The following is a 17,438-nucleotide window of genomic DNA, read 5'->3' on the forward strand; positions in this document are numbered from 1 at the left end:
GACCAGCCGCCGACGCCGCGGCAACTGGCAGCTTGCTGCCACCCGCTCGCCCGTCCGGCGGCGTCGGGCCAGAGTCGAAGGCATGACGACGAACGTGACGGCCGCCGACGGCGGCGACTTCCTCCTCGGTGGCGACCTGCGCGTCAACCGCCTCGGCTTCGGCGCGATGCGACTCCCCGTGGGCACCTTCGACGGGCCGACCCGCACCCCGGAGAACGGCATCGCGGTGCTGCGCCGCGCCGTGGAACTCGGCGTGAATCACATCGACACGGCCGGCTTCTACGGGCGCGACGACGTCCACGCCCACGAACTGATCCGCGAGGCGCTGTCCCCGTACGCCTCCGACCTGGTGATCGCCACGAAGGTCGGGCCGCTGCGGGGCCCGGACGGTTACCCGAGCGGGGAGGCGACGCCCGACCAACTGCGTGGCCTGGTCGAGGAGGACCTGCGCCGTCTCGGCGTCGACCGTCTCGACCTGGTCTACCTGCGGGTCGGCGGCAGGGGCGGGCCCGGCGGTCAGTCGATCGCCGAGCGGTTCGCGGTGCTGGCGGGGCTGCGCGAGGAGGGACTCATCCGTCACCTCGGCGTCAGCAACGTCGACGCGGCCCAGCTCGCCGAGGCCCGCGCGATCGCCCCGGTCGCCGCGGTGCAGAACCACTTCCACGTGCAGTACGGCGACGACTCCGGGCTGCTCGCCCAGTGCACGGAGCTCGGCATCGCGTTCGTGCCGTTCTTCCCGCTCGGCGGCGGGGACCGGCCGCTCGACAAGGACCGCCTGGCGAAGGTCGGGGCGCGCCACGACGCCACACCCGAGCAGGTCGCCCTGGCCTGGCTGCTGGCGTCCTCCCCCGTCATGCTCGCCATCCCGGGGACGGGCTCGCTGAACCACCTGGAGGACAACATCGCCGCCGCCGGCGTCCACCTCACCGAGGACGACCTGGCCGACCTCACCTCCTGAGCGACATGCCGACGGCCGCGCCGCCGCAGCCGACGCGCGTGCGATGATCGCGCGCGCAGCGACCTGGTGAAATGTACGGGGCCGGCGCGGGCGGTCCTGCGGCCGCCGTACCGGATGCTCGGAGAAGGCCCACCCGGGGTGCCGGCCTGTCGGGGGTTCAGCCCCTTCCGCAGACGCGGCCACCGAGCATCCGGTACGCGCTCGGGCGGCGGACCCGCCACCTCGCCGCCGCCCCGGCCACTTTGCCGTCGCAGCGGACCCCGATTCGTCCTGTGTACGCCTTCTGTTCGTCAACACCGACGTCAATCTCTGCTGTGAAGACGCTGATCAACTAGCCGCCGCGCAATATCCCGCGCAGCCCCACGTCGATTCGGATAGAAGCCGCCGATCATTTCGGTGTAAGTCGCGGTTTCGGGCCGTTCGCCGCCAACAGTTCATCAGTCGTATCTACGAAAAGCGGGCCTCTTCGCCGTAGCCTGAACGTGTCGAAGATTCAGGAGGTGCGCAGCCTGTGCCTGACGTTAACCTGAGCCGCGCTGCCGACGAAGGAATAGGGGCGCGAATCGCTCGGAAGCGGCGCGCCCGTGGCCTGACCCAGCAGGGCCTCGCCACGCGCGCCTTCGTGAGCCGCAGCCTCATCCAACAGGTCGAGACCGGACGTAAACCGGCAACCCCTTCGCTCGTTGCCGCCGTCGCGTCCGCCCTGCACGTCGACCCTTCGGAGATTTATGGGCAGCCGTACGGGAACGAGATCGGGCGCGCCGATCGCATCCACGAATCCATCGACGAGATGCGCCGGGCCCTGGCCTGCGTCGATGTCCCTCTGGAACTCGACGTACCCCCGCGGTCACTCGGGGAACTCGCCGCCGAGGTCTCGCGTGTCCGTCGACTGGCGCAGGACGCACAGCATTCGCAGGTCGGTGATCGCATTTCGGCTCTGATCACCGAGTTGTCCTTCCACGTCAACGATTCCGGTGATCCACGGGCTTGGACACTGCTCAACAACGCGCAGGCGGTGGCTGTCTCACTCGCGCGCCGCCTGGGCTACAACGACCTCGCCAACTTCGGTATCGAGCGCGCGGCCGCTGCGGCGGCTCGATCGGAGGACCCCAACCTGCCGAGGCTTGCTCAGCTCTCTCGAGCGCTGCTTCTGATGACGATCGGCGCCTGGGACGCTGGGATGAAGCTCGTTGAGCGTGCCGGTACTGGGATGGACCTGGACAGTTCCGAGTCTCGAGCCGTCTTCGGAGCGCTGCAGTTGCGTGCGGCGATCCTGTCCGCTCGCGCCGGGAGGGCCGGCGACGCCTGGGAGCATTACGGGCTCGCAAGCGAGGCCGCCCGGCAGTTGCCCGAACGAGCACCAGACTTCTACGGCCTGCAGTTCCATCTGCTGAACGTCGCCATTCACGGGGTGGCCGTCGCAGTGGAGCTCACCGACTTCGACGAGGCGATCAGGCGAGATTCCCGTTTGTCACTGCCGACTTCCGTGTCGGCGGAACGCCGGGCCCACCACGAGATCGACGTGGGCCGTGCCCTCGTGTCGACCGGTCAGTGGGATCAGGCGCTGCGTCGACTGCTCAGAGCGGAATCGATCGCCCCCCAGATGACGCGATACCACCCGATGGCGCGGGAGTCGGTCATCCGGCTGATTGATCATCATCGAAAGCTCCCTGAGCCTCTCCGGCTGCTTCAGGACCGCATGAGCTTGACCTGACGCTTCGTCAAGGGTTCACATGCGCACAACTCGTGCGCATTGACTCTCTCGACGTTACTTACCGTGATGCATCGTTGACGGTGCGTCCGGAATCCCCCTGGCGCTGCCCGGAAACGCGAACTCTGGAAGGCGTCGGATGCGCATACAGATCCCACCCCGCTGGTGGACAGAATGAGGGCGGCCGTACGCACGCCGTCCGTGCCCCCTCGTCGATCGTTCCTCGCGCTGCGCGACCGGCCCGGGGTCATTCACCGCCTCCGGGCCTTCGCCGGCGCCGCGGTCACCGGTCTTCCGTACGCCGTCGACGAGATCGAGCTGATCGCCGTGGAGCTCGTCACCAACGCCCTGCGGCACGCCGCGCGAAAGCTGACCCTCACCGAGGACCTGTGGCCGATCGGCGTCGAGATGACCGCCGACCACCGGTACGTACATCTGGCCGTGAGCGACCCCGACCCGCAGCCCATGCCCGCAGGCGATACGGGTGGCCTGCTCGCCGAACATGGTCGCGGCCTGGCGATCGTCGACGATCTTGCCGTCGCCCGGTGGGCCACCTACACGCGACACGGAAAGACGGTTCACGTCATCGTCGCCGGATCAGGTGTGACTCTCACACCCGGCGAGCTCGAATCGATCCGGGAACTGCAATGATCCGCCTACTCGCCTGGCTGTTCGCTCGGCGCAGCCCGTGCCGTACGAGGGGCGACGACACGGTCACCGACATCCCGGTCTGCCGGGCCGATCCCAGCGCGCGGCAGCTCGCCGAGCTGCAGGGGCTGTGCTCGCTCTGGTTAGTGATGTGGTGCTGGTATCGACGCGAGTACATGGCCATCGCGAAGTTCGACACCGCGGATCCGATCCTGTTCGACCCGGACCCGCGGCGGCTGGTGTACCGGTGCCGTGCGGCCGAACTCGCGGTGCCGGCGTGAGCGACCGTCCTCGCACGCCCATCCCGACCCCCGTGCGGCGCCGCCCCCCGAAGCCGTACGGCCCCGGTCGCCGGGTCGGGCGCGACGCATCGGTACGTGCTCCCCGGCGGCTCCACCCAGACGTCCCGGCAGGTACGGACACCGTCCACTGCCGGGGCCGACGGGCCGCCGGACGCGTCACGAGGGAGGCGCGTCCGGCGGCCCTGGCGACCAGGAATCTCAACAGCGAAGGAGAGAACATATGGGCAGGCACGGTACGGGCGGCGATGAGCGGGACGGCCACAAGGACAAGGGCAAGCAGGGCACGTTCGTGGACCCTGCCAAGGACGGCAAGGGCGAAGACAGCGGTAAATGACCGACGCTGAAGCGCTGAACCGGCGGCTCGTCGACGAACTGGCGGCCGCCGGTGCGCTGCCTCAAGAGTGGCGCGCGCCCTTCCTGGCCGCTCCCCGGCACCTGTTCGTACCCCGTGTCATCTGGGAGGACGCCGGCGGGGGCACGTTGACACCGCGCCGACGGGATGAAAATCCTGCCGCCTGGCTGTCAGCCGTGTACGCCGACGAGGCGATCGTCACGCAGGTCGATGACGGGGCGACGCCGGACACCGGAACGGGCTCGCGGGTCACCAGCTCGATCTCCAAACCGTCCATCGTGGCCAGGATGCTCGGCGACCTCGAAGTGGAGCGCGGTATGCGCGTGCTGGAGATCGGCACCGGTACCGGCTGGAACGCGGCACTCCTCACCCACGCGGTCGGCGAAGGGAACGTCACGACCGTCGAGGTCGACGGCGTTCTCGCCGAGCGGGCTCGTACGGCCCTGGCCGGGGCCGGGGTGTCGCCTCTGGTGGTCACCGGAGACGGCGCGGGCGGGTACCCGCCGGGCGCGCCGTACGACCGGGTCATCGCGACCGCGTCGGTACGGGTCGTCCCGTACCCGTGGGTGACGCAGACCCGGCCGGGCGGGCTGATCCTCTCGCCGTGGGGCACTGCCTATGACAACGGCGCGCTCGTCCGTCTGACGGTCGACGATCGCGGCGCGGCGTACGGCCCGTTCCTCGACAACACGATCGCGTTCATGTGGGTGCGCGCGCAGCGTGTGCCACGTCCGGCCGTGCCGGCGCACCTGGCGGGCGTGGCGGAGTCGACCACGACCCTCCACCCGGACGCGGTGGCCTTCGACGACTACGACGCGAGGTTCGCGGTGGGCGTGCGGGTGCCCGACGTGGTGACGAGGTTCGAGGATGCCGGTGACGGCGGCGACGACTTCACCTTCTGGGCGTTCTCCGGTGCGTCCTGGGCGCGCGTCGACGTCATCGACGGGGCGGTCTCGCATCGGGTGCGTCAACACGGTCCGCGTGCGCTGTGGACCGAGATCGAGGCCGCCTATCGTTGGTGGGAGGAGGCCGGGCGTCCGGAGACCGGCCGTTTCGGGCTCGCCGTCACCGCCGACCGTCAGTACGTCTATCTCGACTCGCCCGGCACCCCCGTGGGTCGTCCGGGGAGTCGCTGAATCAGTCGGGTTTCCCTACTCGGATACTCTGGTATCTCGTGGCCGGTGCGGCCCTGAGGAGGAGTCCATGGCGTTTCCCCTGCCGTCGTACGAGCGGTCCCGTGTCGTCGTTCCGCCGCCCGGGGACACTCCCGGCCACTGGGCGGGCGCGCCGAGCGCCTGTGTCGTGGACGGCGAGATCTATCTGGCGTACCGCCTGCGCCGTCCTGTCGGGGAGGGCCGGGGCTACGCCGTCGTGGTCGCCCGCGCGGTCGGCGGTGAGCGGCCGGAGACGCTGGCCGTGATCGAGAGCGATCGGTTGTCGGCGGAGTCGCTCGAGCGGCCCGCGCTGGTCGTCACTCCCGAGGGCTCCTGGCGGTTGTACCTCAGCTGCGCGACGCCGGGGACGAAGCACTGGCGCGTCGAGGTGATCGAGGCGGCCGACCCCCGCTCGTTCGACCCGTCGACGGCCGAGGTGGTGCTGCCCGGCAGTGACGCCATCGGGGTGAAGGACCCGGTGATCCTCCTGCAGGGCGACAAGTGGCACCTGTGGGCGTCCTGTCATCCGCTCGCCGACCCGGACGAGGCCGACCGGATGGTGACCGACTACGCGACGAGCGCCGACGGCCTGGACTGGACCTGGCACGGCACGGTCCTGACGGGGCGTCCCGGCCGGTGGGACGCGCGCGGCGTACGGATCTCGTCCGTGGTGACGGCGGGCGGCAGGACCGTGGCCTGCTATGACGGCCGGGCCAGTGCCACGGAGAACTACGAGGAGCGCACCGGTATCGCGGTCGGTGACGGGTTCGGCATGTTCGAGCAGCAGGGCACCGGCCCGGCCGCCGTCTCGCCGTACGCCGGTGGCGGCCTGCGCTATGTGACGGCGCTTCCCCTCGGTCACGGGGAATGGCGGCTCTACTACGAGGCGACGCGCGCGGACGGCGCCCACGAACTGCGCACCGAGCTCATCGCGGCTTGAGCCAGTCGCCGTAGTCCTCGCCCGTCACCTCCTCGAGCAGCCGGATGTCGTCGGCGAAGTGGGGGATCAGCTGCTGCCGGTCGTCCCAGGTCAGGGGCTGCCGGGGGCGGCGTTCGCGGTGCAGTGCCGCCAGGAGCGGGCCGCGGGCCAGGCGGCGTACGGGCAGGGGCAGGTCCTGGCCGATCCGGGCGCCGGTACGCAGCAGTTGCTGCAACGCGCGGGTGACCGGGGAGTCGGCCACGTGATTGGTGACGTTCTCGCGGGGGATCGATCCGATCAGGCCGGTGCGCACGCCGAGGAACGCGCAGATCCGGTCGAGGGTGGCGGCGGGCTCCTCGTGGATCCGCCGGTACCTCACGACCAGCACCTGGTCGCGCGGGAACAGCTTGTACAGGTGCTGGAGCTGCTCGCCGTAGCGCCCGAGGTCGACGTACCGCCAGAACGCCGCCCAGCCCGCCGCGATCCGTTCGGGTTCGGCGGCGCACGCGTCGACGACGTTCCCGATCGGTTCGAGGCCCGCCGACCACAGGTGCGTCCAGTTGGAGTGGGCCCGTTCGACGGGGTCCCGGAGGACGGCGACCATCTTCACGTCGGGGATGAGGGTGCGGATGCGGAGCTGCGCGTCCCGGTCGTGGAGGTAGAACGGCGTGCTCTCGCCGCGCAGCGTGCCCTCCGGGGCGGCGGCGAACAGCGCCTCGTAGTCCGTTCGGCGCCAGACGTGCTCCCGGTAGGTCTGCGCGTCACCGGGGCCACCGCGGGTGGGCGGTGGTCCGTCGGTGAGGAAGAACTTCGGCTCCTTGACGGGGGACAGGAACAGGTCGGGGTGGCGCGCCAGCGCGGCGTGCAGGGCCGTCGTGCCGGCCTTCGGAGCACCGATCAGCAGAAAGTCCGGAAGGGTCATCCATCCTCCCTGGTCAGGCGTCCAGCGGTGAGTCAATCATCCCATACCTACCTAAAATGCAGGGAAATATGCCCTATCAAGGTCGTCGCGGTTCGGGCTGGAATGCGCGATCCTCGGCCGGGTCTCAGCCGTAACTGTCGATGCCGAGTTTCACCGCGACGGCCACGCCGCAGACCGCGACGATGACGCGCAGTGCCTCACCGGGGAGGCGGCGTACGAGCGCGGGACCGATCCAGCCGCCCACCAGGAAGCCCGCCGCCAGCGGAACGACGGCGTCCCACCGTACGGGGCCGAAGAGCGCGAACCCGAGGGCGGCGACGCCGTTGGCCAGGCCGGCGATGACGTTCTTCACCGCGTTGACCCGGACCAGGGGCAGGTCGATCATCGCGGCGAGCACGGCCAGCGTGAGGATGCCGCCGGCGGCGCCGAAGTACCCGGTGTACACCGCGACCGTGAACAGCGCCAGGCGGAGCGGCCGGCTGCGCTCCCCCGTGGAGCGTTCCGCGAGCCGCTTCGCCTTCGGCTGCAGCAGCAGGATCAGGGACGCCCCCGCGATCAGCCACGGCGCGATCAGCTCGAACGCCCGCGACGGCGTCACCAGGAGGAGCACCGCGCCGGTGGCGCCGCCGAGCGCCGTCAGCAGGCCCAGCCGCAGGACGCGGGAACGCTGGCCGGTGAGCTCCCGCTGCGAACCCGCCGCCGCGCCCACCGCCGTGAACACCAGGGCGACCGTGTTGGTCACGTTCGCGCTGAGGGCGGGCAGCCCCAGTGCCAGCAGCGCGGGATACGACACGACCGACGCGAGGCTCACCACGGTGCTGACCACCCCGGCGAGGACGCCGACCCCGAACAGGATGGGCAGGTGTGCCGTGATCACCCAATATCACTAACACACCGGGTCGCCAGGGGGTGGGGACTCAGCTCGCGACCTTGGCGGAGACGATGTCCGGGGCGAGGGTGGCGACGACGCCGATGATCTGGCCGACCAGCTCGGCCGGGACGCCCGCGGCGGTGAGCGCGTCCGTCAGGTGCCCGGCGACCAGGTCGAAGTGCTCCTGCTCGATGCCGCGCCCCTGGTGGACCGCCCGCATGGGCGCGTCCGAGTAGACCTGCGGCCCGCCCAGTGCCGCGCCGAAGAACTCCACCTGACGGCCCTTGAGCCGGGGCATGGAGACGCCGGCGAAGAAGCTCTCCAGCTTCGGATCCGCCAGCACCCGTACGTAGAAGTCGTCGACCACGGCGACGAGCGCCTCCTCGCCGCCGATCCTGTCGTAGATGCTCTGCTCCGTGGTGCTCATCGCGCTGCCTTCCTGGCTCGTCCGTCGGAAGTCGGAAGGAGGCCAGCGTCGGATCCGCGCATTACGACCGGCGCCGCGGGCGGTAACCATGAGGTGACGCTCGGCGCACCACCGGCCCGTACGGCTGTGAGACCGGGCTCTCGCGCCTACTCGCGCCGTGCCGCACTGGGGCTGGGGCGTCGCTCCGCCGTACACCGGCGCGTAACGGTCAGCTCGCCAGTTCTCCCGGGCCCGGGATCGGCGGCAGGTCGGCCAGCGCCGCGAGCGTGGCCTCGTCCAGCGGCGTCTCCGGGAACGGCGGGCGCCAGCCGGTCTCCGGGTCGTAGCGGCGTACCACCTTGGCGGGCACCCCGGCGATGACGCTGTGGTCGGGGAACTCCCCGCGCACCACGGCGCCGCCGGCGACGACGACGTTCCGCCCCAGGCGGGTGCCGGGCAGGATGATGGCGCCGGCGCCGAGCCAGCAGCCGTCGCCGATGACGACCGAGTCGTTGACCGGCCACTGCCGGCCGACGGGGACGTCCGGGTCGGCGTAGCCGTGGTTCTGGTCGGTGATGTAGACGTACGGGCCGGTGAAGACGTCGTCGCCGATCTCGATCGACTGGTGGCCGACGATGTGACTGCCCCGGCCGATCGAACAGGCTTTACCGATCTTCACGACGGGGTCCGGGCCCAGGTCCAGGCCGGGGCCGAAGCCGGCCGAGATCGTGACGTGCACTCCGACGAGCGTGTCGTCGCCGATATGGATCCAGGGTTCGCCGAAGATCGCACCGGTGGGGAAGCCGATGCAGACGCCTTTTCCCAGGTGACCGAATCGCCGCCCGGCGGGGGTGCTCGGTGTTATCTCGCCATGCCGGCGGATCCACTCCCAGCCCCGGTGGAGAGCCACCGCCACCACTCTGCGGGTCGCGGAACCGATCGACGACCTAAGCGACATGCCGGAAACGGTACGGCATGTGATGTCCGTTTGATCCCCTGATATGGCATCCCGTGACCGTCAGGCCGTACCGCATTCGGTCAGAAAGCGCGCACCCGTTCAGGAGAAAAGTCCTGGCCGTACCGCACGGAACGCCGCCGCCCCGGGAACGGGAGCAGAACGGCGGTGGGCCCGGCCATCACGCGGGGCTCACCGCCGAATCGAACGCCGTCAGGACGTACGAGCACGGTCGCTGCCGCTGCTGCCGCTCTCGCTGTCCGACACCGAGGAGAGGCGCTCGGACGGCGCGGACGCCGACTCCTCGGCCTGCCTGCGCGCGACGTTGTGGCGGGTCGCGATCGCTCCGGCGGCACCGAGCGCCCCACCGGCCAGGAGCAGCGTGGTGGCCATGCCACGGCGGCGCTTAGGCTGCGGCGGCTCCAGCCGCTTGGCCGTCCGGCGCATCATCGCGCCGACCCGGGGGGCGAGCTCCTTCTCGATGTACGCGCCGGCGCGGTCCAGCCGCGGCGCGCCCCAGACCCGGGCGTTGTACACGCCCGTGGAGGCCACGTCGCGGGCCTGACCCGCCGTGGGACCGAGCTTCTCCGCGGTCCGCTGGGCGGCGGTCTGCGCGGTCGTCGCCGCGCTCTGCGCGCCCTGCGCGGTTCGCTGGGCGGTGCGCTGGGCCGACATCATGGCGCGCTTCTGCGCCCGGCTCAGCTCGGAGAGGCGCAGCTGCCGCGCGCTGCGCATCGCGCGCTTCTGCGCCCGGGTCAGCTGTGAGCCGCTGAGCTTGACCTGCGGCTTTTTACTGCTCATCGATCGTAGGGACATCCATACCCCTCCGTTATGTGCGGTCTCGACCAACCTCTTCCCCCGGTAGGCGATGTCAATCACCGGACCGGTGAGAGCGCCGTTCGCCCGTTGTCAGGGCGCTGTTCGGCCCCGCCCGAGAACACCGTCCGGCCGTCGGCGCCGGTGCGGCGGGTCGTTCGGGGAACCCGCCGAGGCCAGTAGCGTTGGTCACCTCAGACGTATCCGAACACGCCCGCCGAGGGCATACTCCGAAACGAGGAGGCGGTCTTCATGGCCGGAGAACTCATCGCGACCCTGAACACCACCCTGGGGCCCATCGTCATCCGCCTGTTCCCCGACAAGGCACCCAAGACGGTCGAGAACTTCGTCGGTCTCGCCGAGGGGACGATCGAGTGGACGCACCCCGCGACCGGTCAGCGGTCGACGACTCCGCTCTACAACGGCACGATCTTCCACCGGGTCATCGACGGCTTCATGATCCAGGGCGGCGACCCCCTCGGCCAGGGCTTCGGCGGCCCGGGCTACGAGTTCGAGGACGAGATCGACCGTGACCTGCGGTTCGACCGGCCGTACCTCCTGGCGATGGCCAACGCCGGACCCGGCACGAACGGCTCGCAGTTCTTCGTGACGGTCGTCCCCACGCCGCACCTCAACGGCCGCCACACGATCTTCGGTGAGGTCGTGCAGGGCAGCGAGGTCGTCGACGCGATCGCCAAGACGGAGACCGGCCGGAACGACCGCCCGGTCAAGGACATCGTCGTGGAATCGGTGACCATCGAGCGTCGTTAGACGGATAACCGGCCACAGACGAGAAGGCGACGATGAGCACCGATCCGGCGCAGGCCCCGGCTCCCGAGGTACCCATGTGCTACCGGCATCCGGGCCGGGAGACCTACGTCCGGTGCACGCGGTGCGACCGGCCGATCTGCCCGGACTGCATGCGCGTGGCCGCGGTCGGGCACCAGTGCCCCGAGTGCGTCCGCGACGGCAACAGCACGGTGCGTGAGCCGCGCACGGTGCTGGGCGGCCGGGTGCGGAACCGCCCGGCGGTCACGCTGACGCTCATCAGTCTGAACGTCCTCGCCTACCTGGCGGAGCTGGTCTCGCCGACGTTCGTCGGCCGGTTCGAGATGCTGGGCGGCATGCCCGCGCGCGGCCGGCTCCCCGGGATCGGCGTCGCCGACGGCGAGTGGTACCGCCTGATCACCGGGGCGTTCCTGCACGTGCCGATGGACCAGGGCGGGCTCGGCATCACCCACATCCTGTTCAACATGTGGGCGCTGTGGGTGCTCGGCCCGCAGCTGGAGCACGTGCTGGGCCGCGCGCGGTTCACGGTGCTGTACGTCCTGTCGGCGATCGGCGGGAACGTCCTGCTCTACCTGGTGGCCCCGCTGCAGCCCGCCGTGGGCGCCTCCGGCGCCATCTTCGGGCTGTTCGCGGCGTTCTTCGTCGTCGGCCGCCGGCTCGGCGTCGACACGCGCGGCATCGTCTTCCTCATCGTGATCAACCTGGTGTTCACGTTCACCTTCTCCGGGATCTCCTGGGAAGGGCATGTGGGCGGGCTGGTCACCGGTGCGGTGCTCGCGGTCGCGTTCGCGTACGCCCCGCGCCGGCGGCAGAAGGCCGTCCAGGTCGCCGCGTCGGCGGTCGTCGCCGGTCTGCTCGTCGTCCTCACCGCCGTGGCCACGGCGCTCGCGTCCTGACGCCCGCGCTCGTCGTTCGCGCCGCGTGGCGACCGCGCCGGCGTTTCATGGCGGCGTTTCATGGCGGCGTGCTCGCGCCGCTCGTGCGGGCGCGGCAACCGCTCGGCGGTTCCGCGGCCGTACGACCGGCTCAGCCGGTCACGCGCGGGCGGACATGGACGCTCCGCCCGCGCCGCACGGCACGAGAGAAGGCTGGGGACGATCCCTGTGGATAACCCCCAGTGCGATCCACAGGCTGTGGACAACCGTGTGGGGAAGTCAACGCCAGCGCGTCGACAGCACCACGCCGATCACGATCACGCCGAACCCGATGAGCAGGTTCCAGTTGCTCAGCGAGGTGATCAGCGGCACCGACGCGCCGACGCTCGCCGTGATGTAGTAGACGGCGATCCAGGCCAGGCCGAGCAGCCAGCAACCCACCATCGTCGGCACCAGCCACCTGGGGCTGACCGAGACCTTCTGCGAGCGCTGCGGCGGAGTGTAGACGGCCTTCTTGCGTACCTTCGACTTGGGCACGGGGTCTCTCCTCGGGCGGAACGCGGCCGCACGCCGGGTCCGCGCATGGGTCAATTTGTCAGTTAGCGTAGTCGCTGGTGAGCAGCGTACGACCTTATTGGGGGCGGTGGGGTGTCGCGATGCGGGCAAAAACCGGCAACGGCGGGCTGAGCGGCGCCGCCCGGCCGTGGCGATACGCCATCCCGGCCCTGACGATCTTCGCGGGCACCCTGTTCGCGGCCAGCGCGAGCACTGCGCACGGAACGGACCTGCGCGGCGGCGGCCGTACGAAGGTCACCGAGCTCATCGCCCAGGAACAGCGGCAGTACCAGGGCTCGCAGACGCGCTACCGCCACCTCCGGCGGCAGATCGAAGGTCTCGTACGGGCGGCGGCGCGGCGCGACGCCCGGGTCAAGGCCGCTCAGGAGACCGCCGACCGCCTCGCGGCCCGAGCGGGGCTCGCCCCGGTCACCGGACACGGGCTGCGCGTCACCCTCGACGACGCGCCCACCGGGCAGCGGATCGCCGGCGACCCCGGCCCCGACGACCTCGTCGTTCACCAGCAGGACGTCCAGGCCGTCGTCAACGCGCTGTGGACCGGCGGTGCAACGGGCGTGCAAATCATGGACCAACGCTTGATCTCCACCAGCGCCGTACGTTGCGTCGGCAATACGCTCATCCTCCAGGGCGTCGTCTACTCGCCGCCGTTCCGGATCACCGCGACCGGGGACCCGGGCCGGCTGCGAGCGGCGCTGGACGCCTCGCCGGCCATACAGGTCTACCGGCAGTACGTCGCCGAATACGGACTCGGGTACACCGTGAGAACGCTCAAGAAGACGACACTGCCCGCCTACGCGGGCAACGCACAGCCCAAGTACGCCACCGCGCTGGAGCCCGACGGTGCGAACCCTCATTCGTAGCCTCGGCGAGTTGTGCATCACCGCCGGGGCCGTCCTGCTGCTGTTCGTCGCGTACGAACTGTGGGGCACCGGCGCGTACACCCAGGCCGAGCAGCGCAGGCTCGGCGGCGAGCTCACCCACGACTGGGCCGCACCGCCTCCCCGCAAGGCGCCGGGCGCCGTGACGGCCGAGCGCGTCCGGCTCGGCCACGGCCTCGCGCTGATCCGGATCCCCCGGCTGGGCAAGCGGTTCCACTACGTGATCATCGAGGGTGTGTCCGTCGCGGACCTGCGCAAGGGGCCCGGACACTACCCCGGCACCGCGATGCCGGGCGAGATCGGCAACTTCGTCGTCTCCGGGCACCGGACGACGTACCAGGCGCCCTTCAACCGCCTCGACGAGCTGCACACCGGCGACAAGATCCTCATCGACACCCGATCCCGGCAGTACACCTACAAGGTCACCGGCAAGAAGGTCGTGTCCCCCGGTGACGTCGGCGTCGTCGCCCCGGTGCCGGAACACCCGACCAAGGACCCGACCGACCGGCTGATCACGCTCACCACCTGCCACCCCAAGTACTCCGCCGCCGAGCGGCTCATCGTGTTCGGGCGGATGGTCGGCTCGATCCCCCGGGTGAACGGAGCGTCCTCCTGATGTACTCCTGGCTGTGGCGGCAGCTGCCCGGCGACACGGTGACGCGCGTCTACACCGCCCTCGTGGGCCTGCTCGTGATCGGCGTCCTGCTCTGGTACGTCGTGTTCCCCTGGTTCGAACCCCAGATCCAGTTCGATCACGGGACGGTGGACGACGGCGGCACGTCGGCTACGGCACCCCCGGCCCCCGGTACAAAACATCGGTAAAAAGATTCTCCCCCGACCGTGTAACGCTCTAGGGGGTGAAGACGGATCAACGAGTGAGGGCTTCCGCCGTTGCCCCCGAGCGGCGGAAGCCCTCACTCATGTCCGCACCCGGTCCCGGCGCGAAAGCCCGCGTGCGAGGCGCTCGAACGACGACGCGGCCTCCCCGCCCGGGAGGGGCGAGGAGGCCGCGGTCGGATGCCGTCAGAAGCCGCCGGGCGGAGGCCAGGTCACCTTGCCAGGCTGCGAGGGGCCATCGGTCGGGTCGCCGGTCGGCTGGTCCGGCGGCTGCTGCTCCTTGGCGACCATCAGGGTCACGGTGCTGCCGCGGTTGGCCGTTTCGCCCTCATTGGGATTCTGCTGGACGACGGTGCCCGGCGCCTCACCGTTCTGCGGCTCGACGTAGGTCACCCGGACCGCGAAGCCGTTGTTGCGCAGGTCGGCCTTTGCGTCGAGAACCTGCTTGCCGACCTCGGAGGGCACGGTCGTCTTGCCCGGGCCCTCGGAGATGGTCAGGTTGACCTCGGAGTCCTTGGCGACCTTCGAGCCGGAGTCCGGGTCGGAGCTGATCACGTAACCCTTGGGCACCGACGAGCTGTTCTGCTTGTCCGTGCTGCCGACCTTGAGGCCGGCGTTCTCGATCGCGTTCTTGGCGGAGTCCTCGCTCAGCCCGCGGACCTTGGGCACCGCGACCTTCTGCTTGCCGGTCGAGACGACGAGGGTGACCGCGGTCGTGGCCACCTGCGCCTTGTCGATCTTGGTGTTCTCGTTCGGGCTGACGCTGATGACCTTGCCGCTGTCGACGCTGTCGCTCGACCTCTTCTTCGTCGTGATCTTCGTGAAGCCGAGATCCGTCAGCTGCTGTTTGGCAGCGTCCTGGTCGTTGCCGACGATACCGGTCGGGATCGCGACGGTGGTGCTGTCCTTCGCGCCCCCACTGCCCTTGAACATGAAGAACAGCGCGGTCACCGCGCCCACGGCGAGCAGTGCCACGACCACACCCAGCGCGATCTTCCTGCCGCGGCCCTCCGGCTCCTCCGCCTCGGCGTACTGCACCGGCGGCAGGTCGTAGCCCATCGTCGCGGGCGGGGCCGCCTGGGTCGGCGGCCCGCCCTGCAGGACCTGGGTGCCGGCGTTCATCGCCATGGTCGGCGCGGCCACCGGCATGCCCTGCAGCGCGCGCTGGATGTCGCCCCGCATCTCCGCCGCGCTCTGGTAGCGGTAGTTGGGGTCCTTCGTCAGCGCCTTGAGGACGATGGCGTCGGCCCAGCGCGGGATCGACGGATCGATCTGCGACGGCGCCGGCGGCTCCTCCCGCACGTGCTGGTAGGCGATGGCCACCGGCGAGTCGCCCTGGAACGGCGGGCGGCCGGTGAGCAGCTCGAACAGCACGCAACCGGTGGAGTACAGGTCGCTGCGGGCGTCGACGCGCTCGCCGCGCGCCTGCTCCGGCGAGAGGTACTGCGCGGTGCCGATGACCTGCGCGGTCGCGGTCATCGTGGCGGCGGAGTCGGCGAGCGCGCGGGCGATGCCGAAGTCCATGACCTTGACCTCGCCGGCGGAGGTCAGCATCACGTTGGCCGGCTTGATGTCCCGGTGCACGATCCCGCCGCGATGGCTGTAGTCGAGCGCGCGGAGGATCCCGTCGGTCATCTCCATCGCCCGCTCGGGCGGCAGCTTCTGCTCGTCCCGCAGCACGTCGCGGAGCGTGCGTCCCTCGACGTACTCCATGACGATGAAGGGGATCGGGTTGCCGTCGAGAAGGTCCTCGCCGGTGTCGTACACCGCGATGACCGACGGGTGGTTCAGCGAGGCGGCGGACTGCGCCTCCCGGCGGAACCGTGCCTGAAATGTCGGATCCCGGGCGAGGTCGGCCCGTAGCGTCTTGATCGCGACTACTCGATCGAGTCTGAGATCCCTGGCTCGGTAGACCTCGGCCATGCCACCACGCCCGATGACACCATCGAGCTCATAGCGACCACCGAGTAGCCGAGGCTGAGTCATGTCTCGCACTTTCCCTCGTCGTCTACACCGTGCTCTCCGAACCTACTCGCCTGAAGGCGGGCTCTCAGGCGGCGACGGATCCGGAGAGTTCGGCGGTGAGTCCACCGCCGGTGTGGTAGGCGTCGTTTTCGGGGTACTCCTCGTCTTGGTCGGTTTCGTCACTGGCGTCGAGCTCGGCACCGAACTCGGCGTCGGGCTGGTACTCGTCCGTTCGACGGTCGAACCCGAGGGTACGGGCCGATTGCTCGGCTCGCCAAGACGGGGCCGCCTGGTGTGCTTCGTCGGTGCGGTGCCGCCGACGGGCTGGACCCGCTTGCCGTCCACGAGCTTAGTGTGGTCAGGCCCTTTCCACAGCGCTGTGACGGTGAACACGCCAGCGCCGAGGACGATGACGAGCGCGGCGCCCGCGAAGATGTACCGGCTGACGCGCTGCCGCCGCCGCCGTGCGGCGGCCCTCGGCGACAGCTCCGTCTCGGGCCAGCCCGGTGCCTCGGCCGCGAAGACGCCGCCGGCCGCGGCGGCGCCGAGCGCGGTGCCGGCCTCGGCGAAACCGACGGTCGCGCCGCTCCCCTCGGCGGCGGAACCCGGCAGGTGATCCCCGGTGAGCGGGGCCTCGACCGCCCATCCGTACGCGAGGGCGGTCTCCTCGGCGGCGGGGTCGTCGCCGACGCCCAGCGAGTGACGGATGGCGTACGCGCCCTCGGCGATCTCCGCCGCCGACCGCGGACGGTCGTCGGGGTGCTTGGCCAGCATGGCGGAGACGAGTCCGCGGACGGCCGGGGACACCGACGACGGCAGCGGCGGCGGCTCCTCCCGTACGTGCTTGAGGGCCAGCGCGACCGGGGTGTCGGCGACGAACGGCGGCCCGCCGGTCAGGCATTCGTACGCGACGACGCCCAGGGAGTACAGGTCCGCGGCGGGGGTGACCTTCTTGCCGGTCGCCTGCTCCGGCGAGACGTACTGCGCGGTGCCCATGACCATCCCGGTCTGGGTCATGGAACTGTCACCGCTGCGCGCGATGCCGAAATCGGTGATCTTGACGGTGCCGTCCCCGGTCACCATCAGGTTGCCGGGCTTGATGTCGCGGTGGATGATGCCCGCCGAGTGGGCGACGTGCAGCGCCCGCGCGGCCTGGCCGACGAGGTCGAGCGTCGCGTCGGCCGACAGCCGCCCGTCCCGGGCGAGGATCTGCGACAGCGTCTCGCCCGCCACCAGCTCCATGACGAGGTAGGCGAGGTCGTCCTGCTCGCCGTAGTCGAAGACCTGGGCGATACCGCTGTGCTGCAGGGCCGCGGCGAACCGCGCCTCGGCGCGGAAGCGACCCCGGAACGTCTCGTCGTCGAGGTACTGCTGTTTGAGCAGCTTGACCGCCACCGGACGGCCCAGGAGCCGGTCGGTGGCCTTCCAGACCTCGCCCATCCCACCGATGGCAAGACGTTCGTCGAGCACGTACCGGTTGTTCAGGACGTCTGGTGTGGTCATG

General features: G+C 70.4%; 19 protein-coding genes. 11 read left to right on the forward strand and 8 right to left on the reverse strand.

The genetic code is table 11. The features are described 5' to 3' along the window. The first annotated feature begins 82 nt into the window (after positions 1-82). The 6 genes from NE235_RS11030 to NE235_RS11055 all read left to right on the forward strand — a co-directional run bounded on the left by NE235_RS11030 (position 83) and on the right by NE235_RS11055 (position 6,065). Complete coding sequence (locus NE235_RS11030; protein WP_252801446.1) at positions 83-958, forward strand: aldo/keto reductase; 876 nt, start codon at positions 83-85, stop codon at positions 956-958. Between the two features lie 511 nt (positions 959-1,469). Continuing rightward, a complete protein-coding gene (locus tag NE235_RS11035) occupies positions 1,470-2,672 on the forward strand; it encodes a helix-turn-helix domain-containing protein (RefSeq protein WP_252801448.1) in 1,203 nt (400 codons plus the stop codon). A 198-nt stretch (positions 2,673-2,870) separates the two neighbouring features. Next, entirely contained in the window at positions 2,871-3,320 is a 450-nt protein-coding gene (locus tag NE235_RS11040; protein WP_252801450.1) for an ATP-binding protein, read from the forward strand. Further along, positions 3,317-3,598, forward strand: coding sequence for a hypothetical protein (locus NE235_RS11045; protein ID WP_252801452.1), 282 nt, complete (start codon positions 3,317-3,319; stop codon positions 3,596-3,598). Before NE235_RS11040 ends, NE235_RS11045 begins: the two co-directional genes overlap by 4 nt. A 351-nt stretch (positions 3,599-3,949) precedes the next feature. Beyond that, positions 3,950-5,107 (forward strand): methyltransferase domain-containing protein, encoded by a 1,158-nt coding sequence (locus tag NE235_RS11050; protein ID WP_252801454.1) that lies wholly within the window; start codon positions 3,950-3,952, stop codon positions 5,105-5,107. 67 nt (positions 5,108-5,174) lie between these two features. Further along, on the forward strand, positions 5,175-6,065 hold the full coding sequence (locus tag NE235_RS11055; protein ID WP_252801456.1) for a glycoside hydrolase family protein: 891 nt from the start codon (positions 5,175-5,177) through the stop codon (positions 6,063-6,065). Here the strand turns inward: NE235_RS11055 and NE235_RS11060 are convergent. The 5 genes from NE235_RS11060 to NE235_RS11080 all read right to left on the reverse strand — a co-directional run bounded on the left by NE235_RS11060 (position 6,052) and on the right by NE235_RS11080 (position 10,014). Next, positions 6,052-6,966, reverse strand: coding sequence for a sulfotransferase family protein (locus NE235_RS11060; RefSeq protein ID WP_252801459.1), 915 nt, complete (start codon positions 6,964-6,966; stop codon positions 6,052-6,054). The two genes, NE235_RS11055 and NE235_RS11060, sit on opposite strands and share 14 nt — an antisense overlap. A 124-nt stretch (positions 6,967-7,090) precedes the next feature. Continuing rightward, a complete protein-coding gene (locus tag NE235_RS11065; protein WP_252801461.1) occupies positions 7,091-7,843 on the reverse strand; it encodes a sulfite exporter TauE/SafE family protein in 753 nt (250 codons plus the stop codon). A gap of 40 nt (positions 7,844-7,883) precedes the next feature. After that, on the reverse strand, positions 7,884-8,264 hold the full coding sequence (locus NE235_RS11070) for a group I truncated hemoglobin (protein ID WP_252801464.1): 381 nt from the start codon (positions 8,262-8,264) through the stop codon (positions 7,884-7,886). A 208-nt stretch (positions 8,265-8,472) separates the two neighbouring features. Next, complete coding sequence (locus NE235_RS11075; protein WP_252801466.1) at positions 8,473-9,201, reverse strand: acyltransferase; 729 nt, start codon at positions 9,199-9,201, stop codon at positions 8,473-8,475. A gap of 210 nt (positions 9,202-9,411) precedes the next feature. Beyond that, entirely contained in the window at positions 9,412-10,014 is a 603-nt protein-coding gene (locus NE235_RS11080; protein ID WP_252801468.1) for a hypothetical protein, read from the reverse strand. A gap of 252 nt (positions 10,015-10,266) precedes the next feature. Here NE235_RS11080 and NE235_RS11085 point away from each other — a divergent pair, with 252 nt between their 5' ends. Together NE235_RS11085 and NE235_RS11090 are read left to right on the forward strand one after the other, a co-directional pair. Continuing rightward, positions 10,267-10,785, forward strand: coding sequence for a peptidylprolyl isomerase (locus tag NE235_RS11085; RefSeq protein WP_252801470.1), 519 nt, complete (start codon positions 10,267-10,269; stop codon positions 10,783-10,785). Positions 10,786-10,817: 32 nt separating this feature from the next. Then, the gene (locus NE235_RS11090; protein WP_252801472.1) at positions 10,818-11,699 is read left to right on the forward strand and encodes a rhomboid family intramembrane serine protease; all 882 of its coding nucleotides are present in this window, start codon (positions 10,818-10,820) and stop codon (positions 11,697-11,699) included. A gap of 258 nt (positions 11,700-11,957) precedes the next feature. Here the strand turns inward: NE235_RS11090 and NE235_RS11095 are convergent, their stop codons facing one another. Then, on the reverse strand, positions 11,958-12,215 hold the full coding sequence (locus NE235_RS11095; RefSeq protein WP_252801474.1) for a cell division protein CrgA: 258 nt from the start codon (positions 12,213-12,215) through the stop codon (positions 11,958-11,960). Positions 12,216-12,334: 119 nt separating this feature from the next. Between NE235_RS11095 and NE235_RS11100 the strand changes: the two genes are divergently transcribed. The 3 genes from NE235_RS11100 to NE235_RS11110 are packed head-to-tail and all read left to right on the forward strand — an operon-like array spanning position 12,335 to position 13,954. Continuing rightward, a complete protein-coding gene (locus tag NE235_RS11100) occupies positions 12,335-13,114 on the forward strand; it encodes a DUF881 domain-containing protein (protein ID WP_252801476.1) in 780 nt (259 codons plus the stop codon). A gap of 10 nt (positions 13,115-13,124) precedes the next feature. Continuing rightward, positions 13,125-13,748: a class E sortase gene (locus NE235_RS11105; protein ID WP_252801478.1), complete on the forward strand. Its 624-nt coding sequence runs from the start codon at positions 13,125-13,127 to the stop codon at positions 13,746-13,748. Beyond that, a complete protein-coding gene (locus NE235_RS11110) occupies positions 13,748-13,954 on the forward strand; it encodes a hypothetical protein (protein WP_252801481.1) in 207 nt (68 codons plus the stop codon). The genes NE235_RS11105 and NE235_RS11110 overlap by 1 nt, the downstream gene beginning before the upstream one ends. Before the next feature lie 201 nt (positions 13,955-14,155). On the opposite strand, the gene pknB is transcribed toward NE235_RS11110, so the two are convergent. After that, complete coding sequence (gene pknB, locus NE235_RS11115) at positions 14,156-15,955, reverse strand: Stk1 family PASTA domain-containing Ser/Thr kinase (RefSeq protein ID WP_252801483.1); 1,800 nt, start codon at positions 15,953-15,955, stop codon at positions 14,156-14,158. Positions 15,956-15,997: 42 nt separating this feature from the next. Continuing rightward, positions 15,998-17,437: a serine/threonine-protein kinase gene (locus tag NE235_RS11120; protein WP_252801485.1), complete on the reverse strand. Its 1,440-nt coding sequence runs from the start codon at positions 17,435-17,437 to the stop codon at positions 15,998-16,000. Position 17,438: the final 1 nt, after the last annotated feature.

The sequence above is a fragment of the Actinoallomurus spadix genome (assembly GCF_024055725.1).
GTDB lineage: Bacteria > Actinomycetota > Actinomycetes > Streptosporangiales > Streptosporangiaceae > Actinoallomurus > Actinoallomurus spadix.

Excerpts from the sequence above, each read along its gene's own strand:
- NE235_RS11030 (WP_252801446.1), top strand. The coding sequence starts at position 83 with ATGACGACGAACGTGACGGCCGCCGACGGCGGCGACTTCCTCCTCGGT.
- NE235_RS11045 (WP_252801452.1), top strand. The coding sequence starts at position 3,317 with ATGATCCGCCTACTCGCCTGGCTGTTCGCTCGGCGCAGCCCGTGCCGT.
- NE235_RS11050 (WP_252801454.1), top strand. The coding sequence starts at position 3,950 with ATGACCGACGCTGAAGCGCTGAACCGGCGGCTCGTCGACGAACTGGCG.
- NE235_RS11055 (WP_252801456.1), top strand. The coding sequence starts at position 5,175 with ATGGCGTTTCCCCTGCCGTCGTACGAGCGGTCCCGTGTCGTCGTTCCG.
- NE235_RS11060 (WP_252801459.1), bottom strand. The coding sequence starts at position 6,966 with ATGACCCTTCCGGACTTTCTGCTGATCGGTGCTCCGAAGGCCGGCACG.
- NE235_RS11070 (WP_252801464.1), bottom strand. The coding sequence starts at position 8,264 with ATGAGCACCACGGAGCAGAGCATCTACGACAGGATCGGCGGCGAGGAG.
- NE235_RS11075 (WP_252801466.1), bottom strand. The coding sequence starts at position 9,201 with ATGTCGCTTAGGTCGTCGATCGGTTCCGCGACCCGCAGAGTGGTGGCG.
- NE235_RS11080 (WP_252801468.1), bottom strand. The coding sequence starts at position 10,014 with ATGTCCCTACGATCGATGAGCAGTAAAAAGCCGCAGGTCAAGCTCAGC.
- NE235_RS11085 (WP_252801470.1), top strand. The coding sequence starts at position 10,267 with ATGGCCGGAGAACTCATCGCGACCCTGAACACCACCCTGGGGCCCATC.
- NE235_RS11090 (WP_252801472.1), top strand. The coding sequence starts at position 10,818 with ATGAGCACCGATCCGGCGCAGGCCCCGGCTCCCGAGGTACCCATGTGC.
- NE235_RS11100 (WP_252801476.1), top strand. The coding sequence starts at position 12,335 with ATGCGGGCAAAAACCGGCAACGGCGGGCTGAGCGGCGCCGCCCGGCCG.
- NE235_RS11110 (WP_252801481.1), top strand. The coding sequence starts at position 13,748 with ATGTACTCCTGGCTGTGGCGGCAGCTGCCCGGCGACACGGTGACGCGC.
- pknB (WP_252801483.1), bottom strand. The coding sequence starts at position 15,955 with ATGACTCAGCCTCGGCTACTCGGTGGTCGCTATGAGCTCGATGGTGTC.
- NE235_RS11120 (WP_252801485.1), bottom strand. The coding sequence starts at position 17,437 with ATGACCACACCAGACGTCCTGAACAACCGGTACGTGCTCGACGAACGT.